The organism is Pseudomonas morbosilactucae (assembly GCF_023241665.1).
Classification (GTDB): domain Bacteria; phylum Pseudomonadota; class Gammaproteobacteria; order Pseudomonadales; family Pseudomonadaceae; genus Aquipseudomonas; species Aquipseudomonas morbosilactucae.
Map to the genome: position 1 here is coordinate 57,688 of NZ_JALQCX010000063.1, position 26,986 is coordinate 84,673.

Genomic DNA, 26,986 nt, shown 5'->3' on the forward strand with positions numbered 1-26,986 from the left:
CTAACCGCTGTGCTCTACCGGGCGCCAGCCATGGTGCTGAATATCCACGCGATTGTTGCGGATGAATACGCCTTCGCTGCGCAAGCGGGCGCGCTGTTCGTCGCCTGAGGGGCTGCCCAGTGGCAGGCTGATGCGTCCACCCGCGCCCAGAACTCGATGCCAAGGCAGGCTGGTCTCGGCGGGCAATTGGCTGAGGGTGCGCCCAACCCAGCGCGCCGCGCGGCCCAGGCCGGCCATTTCGGCCAGTTGGCCATAACTCACGACCTTGCCCGCGGGTACTTGGGCCAGGGTCAGGTAGAGCGCGGTACGGCGAATGTCGGCGGGGCTTTGAGCGTCCTCGATGGGGTCGGTCACGGGCGCGTTTCCTGATGGGCGGTCGGTCGTTGGTCGGTGGTGCTGCTGAATACGAAATGCGTATTGAACTCGGTTGCAATACCCGGGTCAGTCCAGACTGAGGTTTTTATCCTGCGGGATAATGACGTTTTTTTCCGCAAAATCGAGCCCTGTGTCCGCTTATGTTGCCCAGAACCCTGTTGTGCCTAGCTGTTTTCAGTGCCTCCACGCCCTTGCTGGCTGACACCGTGTGGTTGAAAAACGGTGACCGGTTGAGCGGCAAGATCCGGGTATTCGACGGTGGCAAGCTGTTGATCCAGACCGATTACGGTGGCTCCATCAGTATTGACTGGAAGCAGGTCAAGACCCTGGAGAGTGATCAGGAATTGCTGGTTAAGCAGGATGCTTACAGTGGCGAGAAGGCCAAGTCACTCAAGGCTTCGGACGATGGCAAAGTGGTGTTGGCCAATGGCGAGCCGAAGACCGTGGAGTTGGCCAGTATTCAACAGATCATGAAGCCCAAACCCGTGGTTGAAGACCTGGTGTGGAAGGGCAACGTGGATGTCGCCATGGATTACCAGCGGGCGGAAAAAGACACGGACGACTACGACGTCAACTTCAAGACCACGGCGCGTCATGGCCGCTGGCGGCACACCGCCGAGGGCGAATACAACCGTGAGTTCCAGGATGACGTGGTGACCACCGATAACTGGGGCGCTGAATATGCGCTGGACCGCTTCCTGACTGAGAAATGGTTCTGGCAGGGGCGTTTGAGCTATAAGCGTGACAAGGTCGAAGACCTGGCGCAGCAACGAGTGGTGGGTACCGGTCCGGGTTACCAGTTCTGGGATGACGAGCTGGGCGCTTTCTCCCTGGGCTCGCTGCTTAACCGCACTGACTATGAATATGCCGATGGTGGCAAAGACAACTTCTATTCCCTGGCTATGAAGTGGAATTACAACCGTTACCTGATCGGCAAGCGGGTTGAGTTTTTCACCAATGGCGAGGTGGGGCGGCCGTTGTCGAATGTGGCTGACTACGCGCTGGATGCCGAAATGGGCTTGCGTTACAAGGTTACCGACTGGGCTTCGCTCAATCTCAAGGCCGAGAAGGACGTGATCAGCGGGACCCAAGACAGCGATTTGAGCAAGACCCGCTACACCGCAGGTTTCGGCGTGACCTGGTAAATACAGGCGCGCTTTTGGCAGTGCTGGCTTGAGGGATCAGGCCGGCGAGCAAGAGAAAAACCATTGGGCACAAACCTACGGGCACAAAAAAGCCCCGCTGTTGAGGGCGGGGCTTTTTACTGGATCAGTACAAGTTAGATAACTTGAACTTCTTCAGCTTGCATGCCTTTCTGACCGCGGGTAGCGATGAAAGAAACCTGTTGGCCTTCTTTCAGGCTTTTGAAGCCGTCGGATTGGATTGCTTTGAAGTGTACGAACAGGTCGTCACCGGATTGTGGAGTGATGAAGCCGAAGCCTTTTTCATCGTTGAACCACTTAACGGTACCGGTTTGGCGATTAGACATGGTGTATCTCCTTGGACAAAGTTAACTGCGACTCAGGAAAAGCCCTGGCCGAGACTGAGTGCAAAGAGCAGGAAAAATTCTTGGAGATGGTTGGATCGAAATTCAACATCGTGTAGAGATTCTCAGTGACACAAGCAACACAGTGGCGCCACCTTAACCCTTTTTCCCTAACGTGCCAATGATCTTTGCGAAGGTTTCTCAGTTTTCGTGACTGACGGTGATCTTGTCGCTCGCAAGGCCTTGTGGATTGTGGGTATCGGCGAGAAAAACCGCCCAGACTTTGAACCCGGCGACGCGCCCCGGTAAGATGCCGGACAGAATTTTTCCACCTCGCTATTCAGGACACCCGCCATGAGCATCAAATCGGACAAGTGGATTCGCCGCATGGCGCAAGAGCACGGCATGATCGAACCCTTTGTCGAGCGCCAGATGCGGGGCGAAGGCGCTGACCGGCTGATCTCCTTCGGTGTGTCGAGCTATGGTTACGACGTGCGTTGCGCCGACGAATTCAAGGTATTCACCAACATCAACTCGGCCACCGTCGATCCGAAAAACTTCGATGAAAAGAGCTTTGTCGATATCAAGAGCGACGTGTGCATCATCCCGCCGAACTCCTTCGCCCTGGCCCGCACCGTCGAGTACTTCCGAATTCCACGCAATGTGCTGACCATCTGCCTGGGCAAGAGCACCTACGCCCGTTGCGGCATCATCGTCAACGTGACGCCGCTCGAACCCGAGTGGGAAGGCCACGTGACCCTGGAGTTCTCCAACACCACCACCTTGCCGGCGAAAATCTACGCCAACGAGGGCGTGGCGCAGATGTTGTTCCTGGAGTCGGACGAAGAGTGTGAAGTGTCCTACAAGGACCGTGGCGGCAAGTACCAGGGCCAGCGTGGCGTCACTCTGCCGCGTACCTGAGTTCGTCCTCCTGACGAACCGTGGGAATTCCTGAGCGGGCAGGCACTCTATTGGGTGTACTGCTCCGGTTCGCGCAAGGCGTACCGGGCACAGCTCAGGAGTGCCCTATGAAGATCGATCCGCGAATAAGTGCAGCACTGGCCAAGCTTGAGCCCAATCAGGTGGGCGTATTGGCCTGGTCCTTGTTGGCCCATCCTCCCATAAGTCTGGCAGGCGGCATTCCCGGTCAGCCCGATCCTGACTACCCACAACCCACTGAACCGACCGAACCTGGCGAGCCCACCTTGCCGGACGAACCGCCTCCCGCGCCTGTGGCGTGAGCCTTGAGCGTGATGCGCCCCGCCCGTCGAGAATCCTGGGAGTCCGTCTGGCGGGGCCACTCAGCGCTTATTTAAGGTTGCCGCTGAGAAACTGCTGCAAGCGCTCGCTTTTTGGATGCCCCAGTACTTCCTCGGGTGTGCCTTCTTCTTCTACCAGGCCTTTGTGCAGAAACAGCACCTGGCTGGATACCTTTCGGGCGAAGCTCATTTCATGGGTGACCATAATCATGGTCCGGCCTTCTTCGGCCAGGCCTTGGATCACCTTGAGCACTTCGCCCACCAGTTCCGGGTCCAGGGCCGAGGTGGGTTCGTCGAACAGCATGACTTCCGGTTCCATGGCCAGGGCCCGGGCAATCGCCACCCGTTGTTGCTGGCCGCCGGAGAGGAACGCCGGGTATTGGTCGGCGACGCGCGCCGGCAGGCCGACCTTGTCCAGGTAGCGCCGTGCCCGCTCTTCCGCCTCCTGCTTGCCGACGCCCAGCACTCGGCGCGGAGCCATGGTGATGTTCTCCAGTACGGTCATGTGGCTCCACAGGTTGAAGTGCTGGAAGACCATGGCCAGGCGAGTGCGGATTCGTTGCAGTTCGGCGTCGTCGGCCACGCGCATGCCGTGGCGGTCGCTAACCATGCGGATCTGTTGGCCGTCCAGGCTCATGGCGCCGTCGTCAGGGGTTTCCAGGAAGTTGATGCAACGCAGAAAGGTGCTTTTGCCCGAGCCGCTGGCGCCGATCAGGCTGATCACATCACCGGTCTTGGCCTTGAGCGAAACGCCTTTGAGCACTTGGTTGTCGCCATAGCATTTGTGCAGGCCTTCGATGGTCAGTTTGTACATGGGGCGTGCATCCTCAAGGCGAAAGTAGGTAGCCGGTGCGATAGGCCTGTTGGCCGGCAATGTGAGCAACCACCATGCCGGCAGTGGCCATGCGTCGCAGCGAGCGGGCGTAGAGCAGCCCGGCGTTCTGGCAGTGCACCGGGGTTACCCGATCGGTGATCGGATCGATGATTTGCGCCACCTCCTGGCCGGCTTCCAGGTACTCCCCCGGCAGCACGCTGAACACCAGCAGGCCGCCCTGCGGAGTGGCGACCGGCTCCACCGCCGCCAGGGGCGTGGCCGGGTAGGGCAGCTCTGGCAGCGGCGGCGCCTGGCCGTCGATGGCGCCGAAGTGGGTCAGGTAATCCAGCAGGGCCTGGCAGTCGAGGCTGGCCAGACCGTGATTGACGTCGCCCTGGCCGCGCAGCTCCAGGGTCACGGAGACGCTGCCTTGGGGGATGGCATAGCGATCGCCGAAGCGTTGCTGCAATTGCCACCACAGCAGGGTGAAGCATTCGTCGAACGACTGACCGCCCGAATCAGTGGCCAGCAGGCTGGCTTCCGAACCGATGTAGCGCGCCAACGGCTCCACCTCGGGCCAGGCTTGCGGGGTGGTGTACAGGTGGGCCACGGCTTCGAAATCGCAATGCAGGTCCAGCACCATGTCCGCATCGCAGGCCAGGCGTTGCAGGGCCAGGCGTTGGGATTGCAATTGGGTGGCGGGTGCCTGGCGAGCCAGGGCTTCGCGCAAACTGCCGCGGATCTGCTCGAGGTTGTGTTGCGGGTCGTCGCTCAGCAGCCCCTCGACCCGGTCGCCGACCTCGTCACTGAGGTCGACGAACCAGCGATTGAAGTTCTGCCCGCTCTCCAGTTCGTAGCGCCCCAATGGAACGTCCATCAGCACCTGCTCCAGGCCCACCGGGTTGGCCACAGGGACCAGGACGATTTCGCTGCGCAGGCGCCCGGCGGCTTCCAGCTCGCTCAGGCGTTGCTTGAGGTGCCAGGCCACCAGCATGCCGGGCAATTCATCGGCATGCAGGGACGACTGGATGTAGATCTTGCCCGGCCCCTCGGTGGGCCCGAAGTGAAAACTGTGGATCTGCCGCGCAGTGCCCGGCACCGGGGCAAGCAGGTCATGAGTCTGGTGGCGCATGGGTGGTTCGATTCTCGCAGCAGGTTCTAGTGAGTCGGTCCGAGGAAGGCCAGCCAGCGACGCTCGGCGAGGCGAAACAGCCCCACCAGGGCAAAGGTCACGCCCAGATAGATCAGCGCGGCAATGCCGAAGGACTGGAAGGTCAGGAAAGTCGCCGAGTTGGCATCACGGGCGACTTTCAGCACATCCGGAATGGTTGCGGTGAAGGCCACGGTGGTGGAGTGCAGCATCAGGATCACTTCGTTGCTGTAGTAAGGCAGCGAGCGCCGCAGCGCCGAGGGCATGATCACGTAGGCGTACAGTTTCCAGCCGCTCAGCCCATAGGCTTTGGCGGCTTCCACTTCGCCGTGGGCCATGCTGCGGATCGCCCCGGCAAAAATCTCCGTGGTGTAGGCGCAGGTGTTGAGGGCGAAGGCCAGGATGGTGCAGTTCATGGCGTCGCGAAAAAATGCATCCAGCACCGGCTGGGCGCGGATCGCCGCGATGCTGTAGATCCCCGTGTAGCAAATCAGCAACTGGATATACAGCGGCGTGCCCCGGAACAGGTAGGTGTAGAACTGCACTGGCCAGCGGACATAGCGCTTGGGCGAGACACGGGCGATGGACAGCGGGATCGACACCAGGAAACCGATGCAGATCGAGGCGCTGAGCAGCCACAGGGTCATGGCCAGGCCGGTGATGTTGTAGCCGTCGCTATAAAGGAAGGGGCGCCAGTATTCCTGCAAGAGCTCGATCATCGCACGGCCTCCCGGGAACCTGCGGCGTAGCGGCGTTCAAGCCAGCGCAGGACGACGTTGGACGCGCTGGTGATCAGCAGGTAGATCAGCGCCGCGATGACCAGGAAATAAAACAGTTGATACGTGCTTTTGCCCGCGTCCTGGGCCGCCTTGACCAAGTCCGCCAGGCCGATGATCGACACCAGGGCCGTGGCCTTGAGCATGACCATCCAGTTGTTGCCGATGCCCGGCAGGGCAAAACGCATCATTTGCGGGAAGACCACGAAGCGAAAGCGCTGGGCGCGTTTCAGGCCGTAGGCCGTCGCTGCTTCCACCTGGCCGCGGGGCACGGCGAGGATGGCGCCGCGGAAGGTTTCCGTGAAATAGGCACCATAGATAAAGCCCAGGGTGATGACCCCGGCGCTGAATGGGTTGATTTCGATGTATTCCCATTCCATGAAGTCGGTAAAGGAGGTCAGCCAGGTTTGTAGGCTGTAGAAAATCAGCAGCATCAGCACCAGGTCCGGCACTCCGCGAATCAGCGTGGTGTAGAGCTGGGCCGGGACCCGCAGCAGTTTCAGGCGGGACAATTTGGCGCTGGCGCCGATCAGGCCGAGCAGGACGCTCACCAGCAGCGACAGTACCGAGAGCTTGATGGTCATCCAGGTGCCTTCCAGCAACAAGGGGCCGAAGCCCTTCAGGCTGAATGCTGAAAGCCCTAGGCTTTGCAGGAGTTCTTCGAACATAAATCGGGGACCTGTGGCGATAAAAAAAGCGCCCATCGGGAGATGGGCGCCAGGGCATTATTTACCGCTGTAGAGGTTCAGATCGCCGAAGTGCTTTTTCTGGATAGTGGCGTAGGTGCCATCATCGTGTAACGCTTTGATACCTTTATCCAGAAGGGCTTTCAGCTCTTTGTTACCTTTCGAGATGCCGACGGCGGTCTTGGAAGGGAGCAATGGATCATCCACCGGCTTGCTGACCTCGTAGTCAGCCCCTTGTGGCGACTTCAGGAAGCCCAGCTCGGCTTGCAGCATGTCTTGGATCGAGGCGTCCAGGCGGCCGGAAATCAGGTCGGAGTAAACCTGGTCCTGGTTCTGGTAGGCCTGGGTCTTGACCCCGGCCTTGTCCAGCACGGCCTTGGCGTAGGCTTCCTGGATGGTGCCTTGCTCGTAACCCACGGTCTTGCCTTTCAGGGAGGCGGTTTCTTCGGTCAGCCCCGAGCCTTTCTTGAACACGAAGGACGTCGGGCCGGAGAACAGTTCGTTGGAGAAGTCGATGACCTTTTCCCGCGCCGGGGTCACGGTCATGGACGAGATCACGCCGTCGAATTTGTTGGCCTTGAGGCCGGGGATCATGCCGTCGAAGTCGCTTTCAACCCACTTGCACTTGACCTTCAGCTCCGCGCAGATGGCGTTGCCCAGGTCGATGTCGAAGCCCACCAGGCTGCCGTCGGCTGCTTTGGACTCAAATGGGGCGTACGACGGGTCCACGCCAAAGCGCAGTTCCTTGTAGTCCTTGGCCAGGGCGGAGCCGGCGGCCATGCAGAGTGCCAGTGCAGAAAGGGTCAGCAATGCTTTTTTCATTATTCAATCCCTAAAAACCAATATGAGCGCTTGTGGCGCATGAGTACTGTTACTGGAACGCATCAGACTCAATGAAAGTAGCAATTTCCGAACCAGAGTCCCGAACAAGCGTTTTAAAAGGTGGGGAGAGAGGTGCTTGAGCATCGCTGCCGCCCTGAAATCGGGCGCGACGAAATGCCTGCCTCAATACAGGGCGAAGGGGTAAGCAAGGGGGAGGTCGCGGGCAAGCCCGCTCCTGCACCAGTGCAGGGCGGGCTTGGGCGAGGTTACTTGCCGGGCACCAGGGTCAGGCGGGTTTTGCCGTAGCTGCGCTCGAAGTTCTGCGGTTGCAGCGGCAGGCTCAGGTACTGGCCCTTGAGCCAGCCGTCGATGCCGTTGGCGTAGAAAGGGCTGGCCGGATTGCCCGACTGGCCCGTGCTGTTCATGGCGGTCAGCGGTTCGAGCTGGCCGAAGTCGACGATAAAGCGCAGGGCCGGGGTATCGCTGACAGCGAAGTCCTGGCCCCAACGATAGGCCGCACCATTCAGGGTGCTGTGGTCGCCACCCGCTTGCAACGGCGCGCGCAGGGCTTGGCCATTGGCGGCGTTCCATTGGTAGCTGTGCAGCTTGCCCCATTGCCAGGCCTTGCGGTCGGCGCCCATCAGGCTTTCTCCGGCACTGATGCTGGCCGCCAGGCTGCGGGCGAGGATCGCCGGCTTGTCTTCCTTCTGCGGGGTCCGCGAGTCGTCCCAGAACGGGCTGTCTTCGCGGCCCAGCAGGTGGTCGGCCTGGGCCGAGTAGGACAGTTGGGCGTTGCTGACGAAGGCTTTCCAGGTGGCGCTGGATTCCGGGCCCAGTTTGTCGAGGAAGATCTGCTTCGCGCTTTCCTGCAGGAACAGTTCATAAATAGCCGCGTCCGCCGAGCTGGCGCTGACCCGGCCATCGAATGCCATCAGTCGGCTGTAGGCTTCGCGAGCCTTGCTGCGTTCTGCGTCCGGCAGGGCATCGATGGCCTTTTTCAGCGGCTGTGCCATGCCCGGTGCTTCAAACATGGCCTTCAGTTTGGCAGCGAAGGTGCTGCCCTGGTCGTACTGCAGGGCCACCAGGGCGCGGTTGTCGAGTTTGCCCCGGCCCGCCAGTTCAGCCTGGCGCTCGGCCCGCTCCGGGTAGTACCAGGAGTTGGACAGTTGCATGCCGTAACCCTGGGTGATCACCCGTTGGTTAGCCGTGCCCAGCCAGCCCTTGGTGGGGTCCTGGTCGTAAGGGTGGAGCATCGGGTCGGCGTAACCGTCCCAATCGTAGCGCCCGTCCCAGCCCGGCGATGGCAGCAGGCCCTGGCCTTCACGGCGATTGGGGAAGCGGCCGGTGACTTGCCAGCCGATGTTGCTGGCGTCGGCGAACACCATGTTCAGGGCAATGGCGCGGATCTCGCGGCTGGCGTCCGACGCCTTCTCGACGTTCTGCGCCCGGGACAGGTCGAAGAACGCGTCGAGGCTCTTGTCGTCCTTGAAGTCGGGCATTTGCAGGGCCAGGCCGTAGCCACTGGTCAGCGCATTGGCACCGCCCAGGGCACTGTTGAGCAGCGGGCCGTGACGGGTTTCATAGACGGCTTCGCGGATCGGCCGCTGGCCTTTGACGAAGTAGGTTTCATTGCGCACGGTGACCGGCTGCCATTTGCCGCCGGCTTCGTAGTACAGGGCGTTGCCCTGGCGCTTGAGTTTCTCCAGGAACAGGTCCTGGTTGTCACCGTTCACCGAACTCAGGCTCCAGGCCACCTTGCCATTGAACCCCTGGAGAATGGCTGGCAGGCCGGCGATCGAGGCGCCTGCGGCCTGGTATTTCGGCGCGCGGATCTGCACGTAGTGCCAGGCCGGCAGATAGCTGTCCACAGCCAGCAGGCTTTTGCCACTGCGGCTGCGCTGGGGAGCGACGGCCAGGTTGCTGCCAGTGGCGATGCCCAGGGTGTTGAGGCGGGCCAGTCGTTCGGTGGCGGCGCTGACCTCGGCCAGGCCGGCGACCCTGAGCGGCAGGCCTTTGAGTTTTTCGCTTTCGCCCAAGGGCAGCGGCTCATCCGGGTAGCTCGGGGTCAGCCAGGGCAGCTTGTCGCTGCCCACTTGCTGAGCCAGCACCAGAGCGTTGATCTCCTCCTGCAGATTGGCCGACTGGCCGAAATTCAGCAGGCAGAAGATCAGGGCCGAGTCTTCAGGCTTCCAGTACTCGGGCTTGTAGCCGGTGGCGGCCAGGTCTGGCGGCAGCTTGTCGCGGTAGCGGAACAGGTAGGCATTGACGCCCCGGGCATAGACTTCGAAGAAGCGCTTGATGCGCGGCGACGAGGCTTTGTACAGCTCGTCGGCGTTCTTGCGCAGGTTCACCGCACGCATCAGGCGGTCGACTTCCAGGGCGTCGGCCCCGGACATTTCTGCCAGGCGGCCCTGGGCCAGCAGGCGCAGGGTGACCATCTGGCTGATGCGGTCGCTGGCCTGGACATAACCCAGGGTGAACAGGGCGTCGTGGAAGCTATTGCTTTCGATCAGCGGCACGCCTGTGGCATTGCGGCGTACCGAGACGTTTTGCGCCAGGCCTTTGAGTGGCTGCACGCCAGAGGTGGGTGGCAGGCTGTCCTGGGTGTTCCATGACTGGCAACCGGCCAGGCTGAGAACGCCGGCCACTGCCGCGGCCACGCCGAGCCGGGGAAGAGAAAGTGAGAGGGCTGGCGAGGCCATGGCAAAGCTCCTGCGGGGGTTGCGTCGATAAAGGCGCTACGTTAGTGAGCGCAACAGTGCCGCGCAAGCAGGGTTTGCGGGTATTTGCAGGTTGCAAGACAAATAGCCGGCTCCGGCCGCCGTTTGCCGGAGCCAGCCGGCTTTATGCCTTGGGCGGATTGACCTGGGCCACCAGTGCGTAGGCTCGCTCGGTGGCGGGTCGTGCCTTGATCCGATTGAACCAGCGCTGCACGTTGGGGAAGTCCTCCAGGTGCTGGCCCTGCCATTGATGGGAGACGATCCACGGGTAGATCGCCATGTCAGCGATGCTGTAGTCCTGGCCGGCGACGAACTCGCGATCCGCCAGGCGACGGTCCAGCACCCCGTACAGGCGGGCGGTTTCATCGACATAACGCTTGATCGCGTAGGGGATTTTCTCGGGGGCGAAGCGACTGAAGTGGTGGTTCTGCCCGGCCATTGGTCCCAGGCCCCCCATCTGCCAGAACAGCCATTGCAGGGCTTCCTGGCGACCGCGTAGGTCAGTGGGCAAAAATTTCCCGGTTTTTTCCGCCAGGTACAGCAGGATGGCCCCGGACTCGAACAGCGACAGCGGCGCACCGCCATCGTCGGGTTGCTGATCGACAATGGCCGGGATGCGGTTGTTGGGCGCGATCTTGAGGAATTCGGGTTTGAACTGCTCGCCCTGGCTGATGTTCACCGGGTGCAGGTTGTAGGGCAGGCCGGCCTCTTCAAGAAACAGGGAAATCTTGTGGCCGTTGGGGGTGGTCCAGTAATACAGGTCGATCATGCAGCTCTCCAGAAGGGATGGGTCTTTATGGAAGGACAGCAAATGCCGGCATTAGGTCGTCCTGTCTGCTGTGTATCGCTTGCCTGTGGGTGAAAGGTGATGTTGAAGTGCGGGAAATTCAACGACTCGCAAGAGAAAAGCCGCCATGGAGTTCAAAGGCAACGCCACCCTGATCCTTATCGACCAGCAACAGGGCATTCATCACCCCAAGCTGGGGCGTCGCAACAATCCGCAGGCCGAAGATTGCATGGCCGAGTTGCTGGCCCTGTGGCGGGAAAGCCTGCGCCCGGTGATTCACGTGCAGCACCTGTCACGCTCGCCGGACTCGGTGTTCTGGCCGGGGCAATCGGGTGTGGAGTTTCAGCCGCGCTTTGTGCCGATGGTGCATGAGGCGGTGATTCAGAAGCAGGTGCCGGATGCTTTCAGTGGCACGACCCTGGAAGCGGATTTGCGGCGGGCGGGGGTGGAGCAATTGGTGATCGTCGGGGTGGCCACCAATAACTCGGTGGAGTCGACGGCACGCACGGCGGGCAACCTGGGGTTTGTCACCTGGGTGGTGGAAGACGCTTGCTACACCTTCGACAAGCCGGACTTCTATGGCCGAGCCCGTTCAGCCGAAGAGGTGCATGCCATGTCCCTGGCCAACCTGCACGGTGAATATGCCACCGTGGTCCGGCTGGCGGACATGCTGTAAGAGCCGCCGGGGCGGCTCTTACAAGGGCATCATGCGCCGTGGCACTTCTTGAATTTCTTGGCGCTGCCGCATGGGCAAGGGTCGTTGCGGCCGACGTCTTTCAAGGTATTGCGCACAGGCTCCTGAGGGGCGTGGTTGCAATGCGGGCCGTGAACATGGCCATGGTCGTGATCATGATGGTCGTGATGGTCATGATCGTGGTTGCAATCTGGGCCATGGACATGGGGTTGCTGGGTCATCGAGGTCACTCCGGAAAATAATCGGCGGGAATTATCTCGCCATTGCGCTTCAGGTGCACGTCCTTGCCGATGAATAATCCGGTTTCCAGTTCACCTTCCAGGCGATAAGGGATAGGGCGCTGGGGTTTGCGCAGCAATTTCACCACGTCGCGGATCTGCGGCCAGAGGTTGGTGCGCACCGGTACCTTGAAATAGCCGCTGCGGTGAGGGCCGACGGTGAACCAGTGTTCGTGCTCGCCCTCGGCCAGCAGGAAGCGCTCCAAATGGATGCGGTAACTCAGGTGGCGCACCGTCAAATCGTCGTCATTGGGGTTGTCGACGCGAAAGTGCAGGTTGAAGCGCTGCTCCAGCAGGTTGGCCTTGACCACCTCTACCTTGACCAGATGCACCGCCGGGTCTCGGTCCTGGTCGCCCCACCAGGACATGCAGCCCGACAAGCTCAAGGCCCAGAGCAGACTGACAGTCCTTAGTACGTGCCGCCGAGTGAGCATGCCGTTACTCCGTTTGAACTCCCAATCAGGCAACCGTGGGTGCGGGGTAAGGGGATGGCGTTATTGGCCGAAGTAACCGGCGCAGCATTTCTTGAACTTCTGGCCGCTGGCGCAGGGGCAAGCGTCGTTGCGCCCGGCCTTGACCGCGACCGTGGGGTCGATGAAATACCAGCGCCCGTCATTCTGCACGAAGGAGGAGCGTTCGCGGTGGCTGTGTTCGCCCTGGCTGTCGTGCCAGCGCGCGGTGAAGGTGACGAAGGCGTGCTCTGGCTGGCCGCCGAAAACCTCCGAGCTTTCCACCTCAAGGCCCAGCCAGGTGCTTTGCAGGCTCCAGTCCTTGATGGACGTGCGATCCAGCCCGTCCTGCTGGGCCGGCAATGTGGTCTGCACCAGGTAATCCACCAGGCCCAGGACATAGGCGCTGTAGCGCGAACGCATCAGCGCCTCGGCGCAGGGCGCAGGATGGCCCGAATGATAGTGGCCGCAGCAGGCATCCAGCAGGTTGCCGCTGCCGCAGGGACAAATAGAAGCACTCATTGCATTACCACCAGTACTTGCCGAAGTTTTCCGGGTTTGCCCAGAACCTTGAGTTGAGCCAGTCGGGCACCTGTTTGTAGTCAAGCAGATCGTAGGTAAACAGGGTCAGTTCCTGCGCTTCACGCTGGAAACGCTCGCTGGCTTGCAGGGCCAGGGAGAAGAAGTCGGTGTCCAGCCAGCCGCAGGCGTCCAGGTCGGCCAGCACCGCGATGCGGCTGGCGTTGAGGTTACGGATCCCGCCCAGCAGGTTCAGGCCGTCGCGCTTGGGCAAGTGCTCCAGGCAATCCACCGCCAGGGCCAGGTCGAAGCGGCGTGCAGCCAGCTCCGGCGGCAAAGGGCCAGGGGCCGCCTGGGCCACGCAGGTGTCGGGGTGGGCTTGCTTGAATGCCTCAAGGGCCGGGAAGTCACTGGCGCCGATCAGCAACAGCTGTTGCGGTGCATAACGGTCCAGTAAAGCCGCCAGAGCTTGCTGGGGCGTGCGCGAAGAAATGCCAGCGGTCATCGTCGATCCTCAATCAGAACTGCAAAGACTAGCGCGCCGGCCCCTGCTGGCCTAGAGCGGTTTTTCACTTAAACCCCGGGGCGCCCGTAATTGTTGGGCCAAAGCCGAGATGGCCTATTGCTGGCGGAGATTAAAAGCGCGGTCTTTACTCCGATGATCGGCTTCGGGCCGATCCCCTCAGGAGAAACTAGATGAGCATCATTCGGACAGCATTACCCTTGGTTCTGCTAACCAGTGTGTTGACTGGTTGTGCAGGCTTGCAGAAAACCGACTGGCCGACCTGCGCCGCAGTCGGCGGCGTGACCGGTGCCGCCCTCGGCGCCACCGAGAGTGCATCGTGGGCCGGCGGTGGGGCCTTGGTGGTGGGTGGCTTGGCCGGTGCCTATTGCTGGGTGCACGGCGATGGCGACGAAGACGGTGATGGCGTCCCGGACAGCCGCGACAAGTGCCCGCATACGCCCAAGGGTGTGCAGGTCGATGCCAATGGCTGCCCGCCACCGGTGCCGGTCGCCGTGGTCGAAGAAGTGGTGGTGGTCAAGGAAGAAACCATCGTCATTCGTGATGTGCACTTCCAGTTCGACTCGGCCAAGCTGACCGCCGCCGACCAGAACAAGCTCGGCACCATCGTCACCCGCCTGAAACAAGAAGCGCCGACTGCACAGCTTCGAGTGACTGGCCACACCGACAGCGTCGGCAGTGACGTCTACAACCAGAAACTCTCGGAGAAACGTGCCCATTCGGTGGTGGAGTACCTGATCAACAACGGCATTCCACGGGCCAGTTTCGTCTCGGTCTCCGGTGCCGGTGAAAGTCAGCCGGTGGCCGACAATAAAACCGCTGACGGGCGCGCCTTGAACCGCCGCACGGAAATTCAGATCAATCGCTGAAGCCCTTTGTCTACGCGGCTTGTGTAGCTGCCGATGGCGGTCTTTACTCCAGTGTTACCGGTCTCTCCGGTGACACTGGAGCATTCTTGATGAACGTTCTCTCTCGGACCGTGTTGCCGGTCCTGCTGTTCGGCAGCCTGCTCACAGGTTGCGCAACCCACAGCGATGGCACTGCCCCCCTCAATCAACGGACCTGGCCGATCTGCAGCCTGCTTGGCGGGCTGGTGGGCGGTGGGCTGGGCGCGATCGAAAGCGCGGGCTGGGCCGCCGGCGGTGCGGCCCTGGGTGTGATCGGTGGTGGCCTCATCTGCTACGCCCAGGACGGTGATGAAGACGGTGATGGTGTCTTCGATCGCCGCGACCGTTGCGCTGACACCCCCGCCAATACCCCGGTGGACAATCGCGGTTGCCCGTTGCCTCAGTACCCGGCGGCCAAGGCTCCTGCGCCCGAGCCTGCACCGGCCACCGAGGTGATCACCCTCAGCGATCAGGGCCATGTGCTGTTTGCCTTTGACTCTGCGGAACTGACCGCCGAGGCCCGTAACCAGTTGCAGGGGCTGATGGCCAAGTTGGCTCATGCCGATGTGGTGAGCATCAAGGTGATTGGCCATACCGACAGCCAGGGGTCGGACGCCTATAACCAGGCGCTCTCCGAGCGTCGCGCCAGCAGTGTCGCGGCCTTTCTGCTCAGCCAGGGCCTGGCGCCGAACAAGCTCACCAGCCAGGGCCTGGGGGAAAGCCAGCCGGTCGCGGATAACGCCACCGAACAAGGGCGGGCATTGAACCGCAGGGTCGAACTGCATCTGCAGCGCTGATGCCTGGCGCCGGGTCGGCGATCCTCGTCGATCCGGCGGCTAAAGCGTGGTCTTGAGAAGAATTTTCATCCCCCACTGGCTTATCGCCGAGATAAGTCGTTACTGTGCGTCCAAAGAAAAAAGCGCGAGGGGGGCATATGAAAATCGTGTGGGGGTTGGGTAAGTTTCTGACCTTGGTGTTTTGGCTGGTGGTCCTGATCAATCTGGCCAGGCCCTTGATCAACCCGTTTCACCTATTGGTCAACCTGGCGGGCAGCTTGTTGCTGCTGACCCATGTGCTGGAGTTGCTGCTGTTCAATGGCAGCCTCAAAGGACGTGTCCACCCTTGGCGTGACCGCCTGCACATTTTGCTGGTGGGGATTTTCCATGTGCAAACCCTTCCGGCCCCTGTTTCGGTGGAGGCCGATCATGCATAAGTATTGCCTGCTGGCGTTGTTCTGCAGTCCCTTGGCCCTGGCTCAAGCCGTGACGGTGGAAACCAACTCCCTGATGCGTTTGCCCAATACCACCAGCACCTTGCAACTGGAGCGGTTGAGCGTCGCCGATTACGGCACCCTGCTGATTCCTGCCAACGTCACCCAAGTGCAGATCGGCGAGTTGCACTTGGGCCGCGAAGCACGCATTGCCATCGTTCCCGCCGAGCAGGCGTTGCAATTGAGTGTGCAGCACGCCGAACTGGAGCCGGGCAGCCAGATCACCTCGCGAGGGGCGCCGGGCACCTATCAGAAGGCGGCCAAGCCAGGGCGTAATTTGAGCCTGCGGATTGAGTCGCTGACGGCCGATGAATTGTCGGTGGATGCCCGTGGCGGTGCTGGGGCTCCGGGGTATGTCGGGCTCGACGGGGCCAATGGCAAGGAACCAGGGTGTACCTGGGGTCAGGCCGGGCGGGGTGCCGATGGCGACAGTGGTGGTGATGGCCGGCCAGGCGCGCCGGGCGCTCAGGTGCGGGTGGAATTGCCGCGGGACTATCCGGACGCGCAGATCAAGGTCTGGGTCGATGGCGGTGCCGGTGGTGTTGCCGGTGCGGGCGGCAAGCCGGGGACCGGTGGCAAATCCAAGGGCTGCTTCGTGTACCGCACCGATGGCGGCAAGAGCGGACGGGCCGGTGCCGAAGGCTTGCCGGGCGCCGCCGGGGCTCCGGGCTCGCTGACGGTGCAGCGTTTGTAAGCGCGTCGACTATTGCGCCGCAGTCAGGCAAGCCCTATGCAAGCCCGCCCCTATTAAAGGGGGCGGGCTTGTTGCATTCAGGGCCGTTGAAAATCCATCACCTCTAGAACATCGGGCGAGCGGCGGCCAGCGCCACCAACAGCAGGCCGATGATCAGGTTACAGCCCACCAGCCTGCGAATCCGTCCCAGGGCCGCTGCGCCCGCCGGCCAGTCTTCGGCCGCCACGGCCAGGCGCAGTTCCGGCAGTTGCAAGGACTGGATACGGATAAACAGCGCGGTCATCACCAGGTACACGCCCATCATGATCTGTACGTAGCGCGGTGCCGTTTCAAAGCCGTTGAAGCGCAGGTGCAGCAGGCCCATGCCACTGATCGGCAAGATCGCCACCGCAACCCAGACCCAGACAAAAAAAACGTTGAAACACTTCCACCCACAGCTTCAGTCGCGCCGGGCCCTCCAGTGCCGCGCCAGCCGCCGGGCGCAGCACCATCCAAGCGAAAAACATACCGCCGACCCAGACGAGGGCGGCCAGTACATGCAGGGCGTAAGCAAGGGCAAAGGCGGTCATTCGGGTACTCCGTTCTGCGCAGGATGAATTAGCGCGTTATGATAGCGGCCGATCCGAACCACTGAAAATTTATCCAGCGTTTTCCGCGCCCGAAGAACCATGATCAGCAACGAACTCAAAACCACGATCCAGGGAGCCTACTCGCGTTTCCTCGAGGCCAAGAGCCTCAAGCCGCGTTACGGCCAGCGCCTGATGATCGCCGAAGTGGCCAAGGTCCTGGGCGATATCGACACCGATGACGAAGGCCGCCGCAGCGGCGACCCTGCCATCGTGGCAGTGGAAGCCGGCACCGGTACCGGGAAAACCGTGGCCTACAGCCTGGCTGCGATCCCCACGGCCAAGGCCGCCGGCAAGCGCCTGGTGATTGCCACCGCCACCGTCGCCCTGCAGGAGCAGATCGTCTACAAAGACCTGCCCGACCTGATGCGCAACAGCGGTCTGAACTTCACCTTCTCCCTGGCCAAGGGGCGTGGGCGCTACATGTGCCTGTCCAAGCTCGACATGCTGCTGCAGGAAGGCCACGCACAAACCGCCACTGCCCAGCTGTTCGAGGAAGAAGGCTTCAAGATCGAAGTGGATGAGGCCAGCCAGAAGCTGTTCACCAGCATGATCGAGAAGCTCGCCGGGAATAAATGGGACGGCGACCGCGACAGCTGGCCCAATGCCCTGGAAGACGCCGATTGGGCGCGCCTGACCACCGATCACAGCCAGTGCACCAACCGTCATTGCCCGAACTTCGGCCAGTGCGCCTTCTATAAGGCCCGCGAAGGCATGGGCAAGGTCGATGTGATCGTCACCAACCATGACATGGTCCTGGCTGACCTGGCCCTGGGCGGCGGCGCCGTGCTGCCGGACCCGCGCGACACCCTGTATGTGTTCGACGAAGGCCATCACCTGCCGGACAAGGCCATCGGCCACTTCGCCCACTACACCCGCCTGCGTTCCACCGCCGACTGGCTGGAGCAAACGGCCAAGAACCTCACCAAGCTCCTGGCCCAGCACCCGCTGCCGGGCGACTTGGGCAAGCTGATCGAGCAGGTGCCGGAGCTGGCGCGGGAGATCAAGACCCAGCAGCAGTTCATGTTCACCGCCTGCGAGCAGATTGCCGACTTCAAGACTGGCGAAGACATGGAAGGCCGCGAGCGGCCGCGCCATCGCTTTGTCGGCGGGTTGATTCCCGAGCACATGCGGGAAATGGGCATCGAGCTGAAAAAAGGCTTTTCCCGGCTCACCGACCTGTTCACCCGCCTGACCGAGTTGCTCAAGGAAGGCATGGATGGCGAGGTCAACATCGGCATCGCCAGCAACCAGGCCGAGGAGTGGTATCCGCTGTTCGGCAGCCTGCTGGCCCGGGCGTCGGGCAACTGGGAGTTGTGGACTGCGTTCACCGTCGAGGACCCGGAAGACAACCCGCCCATGGCGCGCTGGCTGACCCTGGCGGAAAGCGGTTCGCTGTTCGATATCGAGGTCAATGCCAGCCCGATCCTCGCGGCGGAGATGCTCCGGCGTAACCTGTGGAACGTGGCCTACGGGGCCCTGGTGACTTCCGCGACGCTCACCGCCCTGGGCACCTTCGACCGCTTCCGCATGCGCGCTGGGCTGCCGAAAAAGGCCGTGACCGCCGTGGTGCCCAGTCCTTTCCACCATGCCGATGCCGGCGTGTTGCGGGTCCCCGACCTGCGTGCCGACCCCCGGGATGCGCCTGCACATACCGCAGCAATCATCCGCGACCTGCCGGAACTGGTGGAAGGCTCCCGGGGCACCCTGGTGCTGTTTTCGTCGCGCAAGCAGATGCAGGACGTGTTCGACGGCCTGGATCGCGACTGGCGCAAACAGGTGTTTATCCAGGGCAACCTGTCGAAGCAGGAAACCCTTAACAAGCACAAGGCGCGGGTCGACGGAGGGGACTCCAGCGTGCTCTTCGGCCTGGCCAGTTTTGCCGAAGGCGTGGACTTGCCCGGCGCCTATTGTGAACACGTGGTGATCGCCAAGATTCCATTCTCTGTGCCCGACGACCCCGTGGAAGCGGCGCTGGCAGAGTGGATCGAGGCGCGAGGAGGCAATCCGTTTATGGAGATTTCGGTGCCGGATGCCTCCCTCAAGCTGGTCCAGGCCTGTGGTCGCCTGCTGCGGACCGAACAGGACCGCGGCACCATCACCCTGCTGGATCGACGCCTGGTCACCCAGCGTTATGGCAAGGCGATCCTCAATGCCTTGCCGCCGTTTCGCCGGGAAATATCTTAAGCGCGGCCCGCATATTGCTCCGCCGCGCTGTCTATTGCCTGTCACCGAATCAATACCGGCCGATTGATCGGCCGCAAGGGAGAATTTGCTTTTTATGATGCGCCGCTCGTTGCCTGCCATTTTTGCTCTGTTGTGCTCTACGCCGCTGCTCGCAGCGCCGGCGGGCCAGCAGACGCTGTTCAACTTTGTCCGGCCCGCCGATGTGGTGCGGGTGGCGACACAAGATGCCAGCCTGCCGCAATCCAACGCGGAGCAAACGGCCGAAGGCGAGGTGTTGCGTCGCGTGACCTTTAACCCCGTTACCGAGCCCAGCCTGCGCCTGACCCCGCAGACCGGCGCCTGGGACTGGTCGCAGTCGGGGATGATGAGCTTGCGCATCCAGAGCGCGATGAACTGGGCGCTGACTCTCTACGTCAAGATCCAGAGCAACGACGGCAAGACCCTGGTCAGTCGCATCGACTTGCCGGCTGGCCCGGCGCAGACCTTGCTGGTGCCGCTGGTGCCCAGCTCTTCGTTGAGCCAGGGCATGAAAGCCGGCCCGCCGATGCCGATGACCGTGGACGGCCAACGCATCCTGCTGGCCAGCAGCGAGGGTGAACTGGACCGCAGCCAAGTGGTGTCGGTGACTTTGTCGCTGGATAAACCCAACGCTGCCCAGAGCATCCTGCTGGAGCGCTTTGGCGTACAGGACGGCGAGGGCGTGGTGCAGGCGGTCTATGGATCGCTGGTGGATGCCTATGGCCAGTCGACCCGGGCCAAATGGCCAGAAAAGATCAGCAGCGACGAGCAGCTCAAGGCCGCAGATGCCAAGGAACAACAGCAACTCAAGGCCTGGCTGGCGGAACGCGAAAAGGCGTCCCTGGACAAGTTCGGTGGCTGGACCCAGGGCCCATCGTTCAAGGCCAGTGGTTTTTTCCACACCGAGAAGCGCGACGGTCGCTGGTACCTGGTGACCCCCGAAGGCCATCCGTTCTACTCCTTGGGGGTTAATACCGTCACCCCCGACAACAGCCAGACCTACATTGCCGGGCGTGAGTGGATGTTCGGCGGCCTGCCGACGGCTGATGAGCCCCTGGCGGCCTTCTACGGCGAGGGCGACAACCGCGGCGGCAACGGTGCCGACAAGGGCCGCGCCTACAGCAATGGGCGCTGGTACGACTTCTATGGCGCCAACTTGCGGCGCACCTACGGCACAACCTGTGTTCCGGGCAGCAAGTCCCCGGCCGGTGTGGCCGTAGCTGCCAAGACCGAATCCGAGGTCAGCACGGACCAGACCGAGGCCGCCGCAGTCGCCCCTTGCGTGGCCGCGCGCCTCGATGAAAAACGCTGGGTTGGCCACACCCTGGACCGCTTGCAGGCCTGGGGCTTCAACACCATCGGTAACTGGAGCGCACCGGCCCTGGACTTGAATGCCCGGGTGCCCTACACCTTGCCGCTGTCGATCGTCGGTGATTACGCCAGCATCAGCACCGGCAGCGATTGGTGGGGCGGCATGCCCGACCCCTTCGACCCGCGCTTCGCCATGGCCACCGAGAGAGCCGTGGCGATTGCCGCTCGCGATCACCGCGACGATCCCTGGCTGATCGGTTACTTCGCCGACAACGAACTGGCCTGGGCCGGCCCCGGCGACGATGCCAAGGCCCGTTATGCCCTGGCCTATGGCACGCTGCGCCTGACCACCGACGTGCCGGCCAAGCGCGCATTTCTCAAGCAACTGCGGGACAAGTACCGCAACCAGGCGGGCCTGTCGAAGGCCTGGGGCATCGACCTGCCGGCCTGGGAATTGATGGAAGACCCAGGTTTCGTGCCGCCGCTGCCAAGCCCGGAACATCCGGAGATCGAAGCCGACTTCAAGTACTTCCAGAAGGTCTTCGCCGACACCTATTTCAAGACCATCTCTGATTCGTTGAAGTGGCATGCGCCGAACCAGCTGTTGCTGGGCGGTCGTTATGCCGTCAGCACACCGGAGGCGGTGGCTTCCTGTGCCCAGTACTGCGACGTGCTGAGCTTCAATATGTACACCCTCAAGCCCCAGGACGGTTACGACTTCGAACAGCTGCGCGGCCTGGACAAACCGGTGCTGATCACCGAGTTCAACTTCGGCTCCCGCGATCGCGGCCCGCTGTGGGGCGGGGCGACCGAGTTGGCCCGGGAAGAAGACCGTGGCCCGGCCTACGCCAACTTCCTCAAGCAGGCGTTGAGCGAGCCGTCGATTGTTGGCGTGCACTGGTTCCAATACCTCGATCAACCGGTGACCGGTCGTTTGCTGGATGGCGAAAATGGCCACTTCGGTCTGGTGGGGATCACCGATGTGCCGTTCCAGGGCTTTGTCGACAGCGTGCGCAAAAGCAACCTGCAGGCTGTCGACCAACTTAGCAAGGAGGCCGCAAAGGCCCAGGCAGCCGGCGAGAGCCATGGCGGCGACGGTGCTCAGAAGGGCCATGACGGCAAGGGCCAGGGGCCCGGCGCCGGTCACGCGGGTGGCCATTCGGGCAACGGTCACTAAGGGGCATCTTTTTCAGGCGCTGGCGCTGAGGTTTCGGGTCATCTCATCGGCCGCTCGGCGCCTGCCGGGGTTGTTTCCAAAAACCTTCAGGGCTGGAACAATGCCGGCCACTTTTCAATGCGGGTTCCGGGGGCATCAAGGTGCAGATTCAGGGTCATTACGAACTTAAATTCGAAGCCGTGCGCGAAGCGTTCGCGGCACTCTTCGAGGATCCCCAGGAGCGCGGTGCCGCGCTGTGCATCCAGATCGGCGGGGAAACCGTGATCGACCTGTGGGCCGGTACGGCCGACAAGGACGGCGCCGAGGCCTGGCACAGCGACACCATCGCCAACCTGTTCTCTTGCACCAAGACCTTCACCGCGGTGACCGCCCTGCAATTGGTGGCCGAAGGCAAGCTCAAGCTGGATGCACCGGTTGCCCAGTACTGGCCCGAGTTTGCTGCGGCCGGCAAGGAACGCATCACCCTGCGCCAGTTGTTGTGCCATCAGGCGGGCCTGCCGGCCTTGCATGAGCTGCTGCCGGCCGAGGCGCTTTACGACTGGTCCACGATGGTCGCGGCCCTCGCGGCCGAGCAGCCTTGGTGGACGCCGGGTGAAGGCCATGGCTACGCCGCCATCACCTACGGCTGGCTGGTCGGGGAGTTGCTGCGTCGCGCCGATGGGCGCGGGCCGGGGGAGTCCATCGTGGCGCGAGTGGCCAAGCCGCTGGGCCTGGATTTTCATGTCGGGCTGGCGGATGAGGAGTTCTACCGAGTGGCGCACATCGCCCGAGGCAAGGGCAATGTCGGCGACGCCGCCGCCCAGCGTCTGTTGCAGGTCACGATGCGTGAGCCAGCAGCCATGACCACGCGGGCCTTCACCAACCCTCCGTCGATCATGACCAGCACCAACAAGCCGGAATGGCGGCGCATGCAGCAGCCGGCGGCCAATGGCCATGGCAACGCCCGCAGCCTGGCAGGCTTCTACAGTGGCCTGCTCGATGGCAGCCTGCTGGAAGCCGACATGCTGGAAGAATTGACCCGGGAACACAGCCTCGGCATGGATAAAACCCTGCTGACCCAGACGCGCTTCGGCCTGGGCTGTATGCTCGATCAGCCCACGGTGCCCAATGCCACCTTCGGCCTCGGTGCACGGGCCTTTGGCCATCCTGGAGCCGGCGGTTCCGTTGGTTTTGCCGACCCGGAACATGATGTGGCCTTTGGTTTTGTCACCAATACCTTGGGGCCCTATGTATTGATGGATCCCCGGGCACAGAAGCTGGTGAGGGTTCTGTCGGATTGTCTGTAAAAAGGTTGCTGTTAAGAACTTTTTTGCTTAAACATGCTTGGAAATCTGCGGGATGGAACCCTGTGGCTTTTATAATTTCCAAGCGTCTGTTGTACGGGTCGCATAGACCGTAATTTTTACCTCATTTCGTGGATATCCCATGTCGTCGAACAAGTCTTTAGCCTTGGCCATCTGCCTGACCGTCACCGGTTGCGCACAAACACCACAAAATGATGCAGACGGTGGCCACTGGTGGTCGTTCGGTTCCGATAAGGCGACCAGCAAGGACGTGGCGCCCGCCGCAGAAAAACCGGCCACCGTGGCAGCGCAACCGCCGCCAAGCCTGCTGCCCCGGTCGCTCCAGCCGCCGGCGAACAAATCCACTGCCGCCGCCAAGCCTGCGGCTACGCCGGCCAGCAAAGCCGCTGCGGCACCGGCGCCAGCCGCCAAACCCGCCGCCGTTGCTGAAGCGCCAGCCCCGGCAGCGGCCGCTGTTGCCGAACCCGTTGCCAAAGCCGAGAGCGGTGGCAGTTGGTGGTGGCCGTTCTCTTCCAAGGATTCGGACGCTGACAAGCCTGTAGCCGAGACCAAGAAAGTCGAAGCCGCACCGGCTCCGGTTGCCGTCGCTGCAAAAGCCGACAGCGAGACCCATTGGTGGTGGCCGTTCGCTAAAAGCGAGCCCAAGCCGCTGAGCAAGGTGGACGTGGCGGACATCCCGATGCCTGATCCGAAAATCACCCAGGCCTGGCTGGACACCTACGAGCCGCGCCTGCGTGAAGCGATCAAGGACAGCAAGCTGCAACTGGAACGCCGTGAAAACGTACTGGTGGTGATTGCCCCGGTAGACGGCTCGTTCAACCCGGATCGTCCAGCCATGCTGCTGCCCGTGACCCTGGGTCCGTTCACCCGCGTGGCCAAGGCGTCGAGGGCGACACCAAGACCGCCGTGCTGGTCTTGGGCCATGCCGACACCACCGGCGCCGCAGGCGTCAATCAGAAGCTGAGCCGTGATCGTGCCCAGTCCGTGGCTGCGATCTTCAGCCTCAGCGGCCTGAAGCAAGACCGCCTGATGCTGCGTGGCATGGGTTCAGTGATGCCGCGTGCAGCCAATGACAGCGCTCCGGGCCGTGCCTTGAACCGCCGCGTTGAAATCATGCTGACTCAGCGCAGCACCATGCTCGGCCTGCTGAGCAAGTACAACCAACCGACGCCTTCCGAAGCCGAACTGGTGGCTGTACAGGACGTTAAGCCAGCCGTGGCTCCAGCCGCCGGGAAGAAGTCCGCTGCGCCGGCGAAAAAAGCCGCTGCTGCGAAGAAACCAGTGGCCAAGAAGACCCCGGCGAAGAAAGCGGCTGCTCCGGCAAAAAAAGCCGCGACCGGTACCGCCCAGGTTAAAAACTGATAACCAAGGGAAAGGAAGCTGCCATGACTGCCTTGGCTGATATGCGCCGCGACTACACGCGTGATGGCTTGACCGAGGCTCAGGCCCCGGTTGAGCCATTCGGCTTGTTCCATCAGTGGTTCGCGGATGCGGTGAAGACCGAGCAAGCCCCGGTTGAAGCCAACGCCATGACCCTGGCGACCGTCGATGAAGACGGCCGCCCCCATTGCCGGATCCTGCTGCTCAAGGGCCTGGATGAACAAGGTTTTACCTTTTTCACCAACTACGAGAGCGATAAGGGCCGGCAATTGGCCGCGCGCCCCTTTGCGGCCATGACGTTTTTCTGGCCCACGCTGGAACGCCAGGTGCGTATCGAAGGCCGCGTGGTCAAGGTCAGTGCACAAGAGTCCGATGCCTATTACCAGGTGCGGCCGCTGGGCAGCCGCCTGGGGGCCTGGGCTTCGCCGCAAAGCCGGGTAATTGCCGACCGGGCCGAGTTGGAGGGGTTGCTCAAGGCGACGGAGGCGCGCTTCAGCGACAGCCAGCCCGATTGCCCGGAGCACTGGGGCGGTTACCGTCTGCTGCCGGAGCGCATCGAGTTCTGGCAAGGGCGGGCAAGCCGTCTGCACGATCGCTTGAACTACCGTCTGCAGGGCGCCGACTGGCTGCGTGAGCGCCTGGCCCCTTAAAGCCGTTGCAGTGTCATTCGCCGGGATAACCGGCCGCAGCGGCCTTGAGCCACTGCGGCAGGTCCCGGCGTTTTACTTTCTGCCGATGGGCCGAGGCCAGTTGTTGCAGCATGAACTGCTTCTTCCCCTCGTCGGCGCCGGCCAGCGACAAGGCCAGGTCGCGATCCATCCAGCGCTTGATGCGGACATACAGCCAGCCGTGAAAATACAGGCCGGCCAGGGTAGTGGCGACGATGATGAAGTAGTCCATGGAAATCCTTTCGGCGGAGTGCAGCCTTGTAAATTAGCGCTAAGGTTTTGAGCGTTCTTGGCGTTTGTGCAGTCTGTACTTAGGCTGAATGAAAACAATTTTATCCGGGCCATGCCGTGACAGGTATCAAGCTGCGGAGTTTAATGTTCGTCTGTCCTTTGGAGTTGATCCTATGCGTAAGTCTGTTCTGCTGGTTGCGTCCTTCACCACGATGGCGATGTTGCTCGGTGGCTGTGCCTCGAACCTGACCGGTGACTCTTACTCCCGTGATGAAGCGCGTCGGGTTCAGAGCGTCCGCCTGGGTACCATCGAATCCTTGCGTCCGGTGAAAATCGAAGGCACCAAGACCCCAATCGGTGGCGCTGCGGGTGCCGTGATTGGTGGCGTGGGCGGCAGCGCTATCGGCGGCGGCCGTGGCAGCATCGTTACCGCGGTGATCGGCGCGGTGGCCGGCGGCCTGCTGGGCTCGGCCACGGAAGAAGGCCTGACCCGCACCCAAGGCGTGGAAATCACCGTCCGTGAAGACGACGGCGGTATTCGTGCCTATGTGCAACAGGTCCAGGAAAACGAAGTGTTCCGCGTCGGTGAGCGTGTGCGCATCATGACCGTGGATGGCACCAGTCGCGTTTCCCACTAAGCCTTCAGCGCTTAAAACAAAACCCCGACCAGGCAACTGGTCGGGGTTTTGTGTTTTCAGGCCTGGATCAGGAAGCCAGGCTGTTGTTCTTGCGGCTGGCGGCGGCGGTCACCGCATAACCGATCAAGGCGGCGAACAAGGAGCCGGTGAGGATCCCCATGCGGTCCATGCCCGCGTAATCGCTGCTGCCCGGGACAAAGGCCAGGGAGCCGACGAACAGGCTCATGGTGAAGCCGATCCCGCAGAGGATCGCCACCCCCAGCACCTGACCCCAATTGGCGCCGCTGGGCAGGGCCGAGAGGCCGCTCTTGACTGCCAGCCAGGTCAAGCCGAAGACCCCCACGGTCTTGCCCAGCAGCAGGCCGATGGCGATGCCCATCGGCACGGCGTGGGTGAAGCTTTCGAGGGTTACGCCGCTCAGGGACAGCCCGGCGTTGGCGAAGGCGAACAAGGGCAGGATGCCGTAAGACACCCAAGGGTGCAGGGCGTGTTCCAGGCTACGCAGTGGCGAGGGCTCGGCGTTTTTGGTGCGCAGCGGAATGCAGAAGGCCAGGGTCACGCCGGCCAGCGTCGCATGCACCCCACTCTTGAGTACGCAGACCCAGAGAATCAGGCCGATGATCATGTAAGGCCCGAGCTTCACCACCCCCAGGCGATTCATCGCCACCAGGGCCGCCAGGCACGCGGCCGCCAGCATCAGCGACAAGGTCGACAGGGCACCGGAATAGAAGATCGCGATGATCACGATGGCCCCCAGGTCATCAATGATCGCCAGGGTCATCAGGAACAGCTTCAGCGACACCGGCACCCGCTTGCCGAGCAAGGCCAGCACACCAAGGGCGAAGGCAATGTCCGTGGCGGTGGGAATGGCCCAGCCGTTCAGGGCGGGCGGGTTGTCGCGGTTGAGGAACCAATAGATCAGCGCCGGCACCAGCATGCCGCCGATGGCCGCCGCGCCGGGCAGGACAATCTGCGAAGGCTTGGACAGGTGGCCTTCCAGGACCTCCCGCTTGACCTCCAGGCCGATCAGCAGGAAGAACAGGGCCATCAGGCCGTCGTTGATCCACAGCAACAGCGGCTTGGCGATTTTCAGGGCGCCGATCTGGGCCACTACTGGGGTTTCTAGCAAGCCGTTATAGAGCCAGGACAGCGGCGAGTTATTGATGATCAGGGCCAGCACAGCGGCGGCAATCAATAGCAGGCCGCTGGCAGCTTCCATGGCAAAGAAACGAGTGAAAGTGCTACGCAGAGGCAAGG

At 62.2% G+C, this 26,986-nt stretch carries 28 protein-coding genes and 2 pseudogenes; 14 read left to right on the top strand and 16 right to left on the bottom strand.

The genetic code is table 11. From position 1 onward, the window contains the following. Positions 1-354 (bottom strand): MGMT family protein, encoded by a 354-nt coding sequence (locus tag M1B35_RS27795; RefSeq protein ID WP_268263654.1) that lies wholly within the window; start codon positions 352-354, stop codon positions 1-3. 161 nt (positions 355-515) lie between these two features. Between M1B35_RS27795 and M1B35_RS27800 the strand changes: the two genes are divergently transcribed. Further along, on the top strand, positions 516-1,520 hold the full coding sequence (locus M1B35_RS27800; protein WP_123336548.1) for a DUF481 domain-containing protein: 1,005 nt from the start codon (positions 516-518) through the stop codon (positions 1,518-1,520). Between the two features lie 134 nt (positions 1,521-1,654). Here M1B35_RS27800 and M1B35_RS27805 read toward each other — a convergent pair whose 3' ends face one another. After that, positions 1,655-1,864, bottom strand: a complete 210-nt coding sequence (locus M1B35_RS27805; protein WP_002554837.1) for a cold-shock protein — start codon at positions 1,862-1,864, stop codon at positions 1,655-1,657. Between the two features lie 351 nt (positions 1,865-2,215). Between M1B35_RS27805 and dcd the strand changes: the two genes are divergently transcribed. Beyond that, positions 2,216-2,782, top strand: coding sequence for a dCTP deaminase (dcd, locus tag M1B35_RS27810; protein WP_017126297.1), 567 nt, complete (start codon positions 2,216-2,218; stop codon positions 2,780-2,782). Positions 2,783-2,889: 107 nt separating this feature from the next. After that, positions 2,890-3,102 carry a hypothetical protein gene (locus tag M1B35_RS27815; protein ID WP_123336546.1) on the top strand — a complete coding sequence of 71 codons (213 nt, stop codon included), beginning with the start codon at positions 2,890-2,892 and terminating at the stop codon, positions 3,100-3,102. Between the two features lie 67 nt (positions 3,103-3,169). On the opposite strand, the gene M1B35_RS27820 is transcribed toward M1B35_RS27815, so the two are convergent. The 7 genes from M1B35_RS27820 to M1B35_RS27850 form a co-directional block, all read right to left on the bottom strand. Continuing rightward, positions 3,170-3,934, bottom strand: a complete 765-nt coding sequence (locus M1B35_RS27820) for an ABC transporter ATP-binding protein (RefSeq protein ID WP_123336544.1) — start codon at positions 3,932-3,934, stop codon at positions 3,170-3,172. A 13-nt stretch (positions 3,935-3,947) separates the two neighbouring features. Beyond that, complete coding sequence (locus M1B35_RS27825; protein WP_268263655.1) at positions 3,948-5,066, bottom strand: succinylglutamate desuccinylase/aspartoacylase family protein; 1,119 nt, start codon at positions 5,064-5,066, stop codon at positions 3,948-3,950. A gap of 26 nt (positions 5,067-5,092) precedes the next feature. After that, on the bottom strand, positions 5,093-5,803 hold the full coding sequence (locus M1B35_RS27830; RefSeq protein WP_123336540.1) for an ABC transporter permease: 711 nt from the start codon (positions 5,801-5,803) through the stop codon (positions 5,093-5,095). Next, positions 5,800-6,528 (bottom strand): ABC transporter permease, encoded by a 729-nt coding sequence (locus tag M1B35_RS27835; RefSeq protein ID WP_123336538.1) that lies wholly within the window; start codon positions 6,526-6,528, stop codon positions 5,800-5,802. The genes M1B35_RS27830 and M1B35_RS27835 overlap by 4 nt, the downstream gene beginning before the upstream one ends. A gap of 57 nt (positions 6,529-6,585) precedes the next feature. Beyond that, positions 6,586-7,368, bottom strand: a complete 783-nt coding sequence (locus M1B35_RS27840) for a transporter substrate-binding domain-containing protein (protein WP_123336536.1) — start codon at positions 7,366-7,368, stop codon at positions 6,586-6,588. A 266-nt stretch (positions 7,369-7,634) separates the two neighbouring features. Further along, positions 7,635-10,070: a penicillin acylase family protein gene (locus M1B35_RS27845; protein WP_268263656.1), complete on the bottom strand. Its 2,436-nt coding sequence runs from the start codon at positions 10,068-10,070 to the stop codon at positions 7,635-7,637. Between the two features lie 142 nt (positions 10,071-10,212). Next, positions 10,213-10,857, bottom strand: a complete 645-nt coding sequence (locus M1B35_RS27850; RefSeq protein WP_268263657.1) for a glutathione binding-like protein — start codon at positions 10,855-10,857, stop codon at positions 10,213-10,215. A 145-nt stretch (positions 10,858-11,002) separates the two neighbouring features. Between M1B35_RS27850 and M1B35_RS27855 the strand changes: the two genes are divergently transcribed. After that, positions 11,003-11,551 carry a cysteine hydrolase family protein gene (locus tag M1B35_RS27855; RefSeq protein ID WP_268263658.1) on the top strand — a complete coding sequence of 183 codons (549 nt, stop codon included), beginning with the start codon at positions 11,003-11,005 and terminating at the stop codon, positions 11,549-11,551. Positions 11,552-11,580: 29 nt separating this feature from the next. On the opposite strand, the gene M1B35_RS27860 is transcribed toward M1B35_RS27855, so the two are convergent. The 4 genes from M1B35_RS27860 to M1B35_RS27875 are packed head-to-tail and all read right to left on the bottom strand — an operon-like array spanning position 11,581 to position 13,320. Next, positions 11,581-11,790, bottom strand: coding sequence for an SEC-C metal-binding domain-containing protein (locus M1B35_RS27860; RefSeq protein WP_123336528.1), 210 nt, complete (start codon positions 11,788-11,790; stop codon positions 11,581-11,583). Positions 11,791-11,795: 5 nt separating this feature from the next. Continuing rightward, a complete protein-coding gene (locus M1B35_RS27865) occupies positions 11,796-12,281 on the bottom strand; it encodes an LEA/WHy family protein (protein ID WP_268263659.1) in 486 nt (161 codons plus the stop codon). Positions 12,282-12,341: 60 nt separating this feature from the next. Beyond that, positions 12,342-12,818 (bottom strand): YchJ family protein, encoded by a 477-nt coding sequence (locus tag M1B35_RS27870; RefSeq protein ID WP_123336524.1) that lies wholly within the window; start codon positions 12,816-12,818, stop codon positions 12,342-12,344. Positions 12,819-12,822: 4 nt separating this feature from the next. Further along, entirely contained in the window at positions 12,823-13,320 is a 498-nt protein-coding gene (locus M1B35_RS27875) for a DUF6231 family protein (RefSeq protein ID WP_268263660.1), read from the bottom strand. Positions 13,321-13,511: 191 nt separating this feature from the next. Here M1B35_RS27875 and M1B35_RS31990 point away from each other — a divergent pair, with 191 nt between their 5' ends. The 4 genes from M1B35_RS31990 (at position 13,512) to M1B35_RS27900 (ending at position 16,189) form a co-directional block, all read left to right on the top strand. Then, the gene (locus tag M1B35_RS31990; RefSeq protein WP_123336520.1) at positions 13,512-14,207 is read left to right on the top strand and encodes a PA1041 family peptidoglycan-binding anchor lipoprotein; all 696 of its coding nucleotides are present in this window, start codon (positions 13,512-13,514) and stop codon (positions 14,205-14,207) included. 89 nt (positions 14,208-14,296) lie between these two features. Then, entirely contained in the window at positions 14,297-15,022 is a 726-nt protein-coding gene (locus tag M1B35_RS27890; protein WP_268263661.1) for a PA1041 family peptidoglycan-binding anchor lipoprotein, read from the top strand. 137 nt (positions 15,023-15,159) lie between these two features. Beyond that, complete coding sequence (locus M1B35_RS27895; RefSeq protein ID WP_123336516.1) at positions 15,160-15,438, top strand: DUF1145 domain-containing protein; 279 nt, start codon at positions 15,160-15,162, stop codon at positions 15,436-15,438. After that, the gene (locus tag M1B35_RS27900) at positions 15,431-16,189 is read left to right on the top strand and encodes a collagen-like protein (protein WP_268263662.1); all 759 of its coding nucleotides are present in this window, start codon (positions 15,431-15,433) and stop codon (positions 16,187-16,189) included. The genes M1B35_RS27895 and M1B35_RS27900 overlap by 8 nt, the downstream gene beginning before the upstream one ends. Positions 16,190-16,292: 103 nt before the next feature. Here the strand turns inward: M1B35_RS27900 and M1B35_RS27905 are convergent. After that, positions 16,293-16,758 (bottom strand): annotated as a pseudogene (locus M1B35_RS27905) (CopD family protein). Positions 16,759-16,857: 99 nt separating this feature from the next. On the opposite strand from M1B35_RS27905, the gene dinG reads away from it, so the two are divergent. The 5 genes and pseudogenes from dinG to pdxH all read left to right on the top strand — a co-directional run bounded on the left by dinG (position 16,858) and on the right by pdxH (position 24,842). Continuing rightward, entirely contained in the window at positions 16,858-19,002 is a 2,145-nt protein-coding gene (gene dinG, locus M1B35_RS27910) for an ATP-dependent DNA helicase DinG (RefSeq protein WP_123336511.1), read from the top strand. Between the two features lie 94 nt (positions 19,003-19,096). Continuing rightward, positions 19,097-21,508, top strand: a complete 2,412-nt coding sequence (locus M1B35_RS27915; RefSeq protein ID WP_268263663.1) for a beta-galactosidase — start codon at positions 19,097-19,099, stop codon at positions 21,506-21,508. 140 nt (positions 21,509-21,648) lie between these two features. Then, a complete protein-coding gene (locus M1B35_RS27920; protein WP_268263664.1) occupies positions 21,649-22,794 on the top strand; it encodes a serine hydrolase domain-containing protein in 1,146 nt (381 codons plus the stop codon). 139 nt (positions 22,795-22,933) lie between these two features. Then, a pseudogene (locus M1B35_RS27925) lies at positions 22,934-24,174 on the top strand (OmpA family protein). 23 nt (positions 24,175-24,197) lie between these two features. Continuing rightward, the gene (pdxH, locus tag M1B35_RS27930) at positions 24,198-24,842 is read left to right on the top strand and encodes a pyridoxamine 5'-phosphate oxidase (protein ID WP_268263665.1); all 645 of its coding nucleotides are present in this window, start codon (positions 24,198-24,200) and stop codon (positions 24,840-24,842) included. 13 nt (positions 24,843-24,855) lie between these two features. On the opposite strand, the gene M1B35_RS27935 is transcribed toward pdxH, so the two are convergent. Further along, a complete protein-coding gene (locus tag M1B35_RS27935; RefSeq protein WP_123336501.1) occupies positions 24,856-25,092 on the bottom strand; it encodes a hypothetical protein in 237 nt (78 codons plus the stop codon). A gap of 172 nt (positions 25,093-25,264) precedes the next feature. Here M1B35_RS27935 and M1B35_RS27940 point away from each other — a divergent pair, with 172 nt between their 5' ends. Beyond that, positions 25,265-25,729, top strand: a complete 465-nt coding sequence (locus tag M1B35_RS27940; RefSeq protein WP_123336499.1) for an outer membrane lipoprotein — start codon at positions 25,265-25,267, stop codon at positions 25,727-25,729. Positions 25,730-25,796: 67 nt separating this feature from the next. Here the strand turns inward: M1B35_RS27940 and nhaA are convergent, their stop codons facing one another. Then, positions 25,797-26,984 (bottom strand): Na+/H+ antiporter NhaA, encoded by a 1,188-nt coding sequence (gene nhaA / locus M1B35_RS27945; protein WP_268263666.1) that lies wholly within the window; start codon positions 26,982-26,984, stop codon positions 25,797-25,799. Positions 26,985-26,986 lie beyond the last annotated feature (2 nt).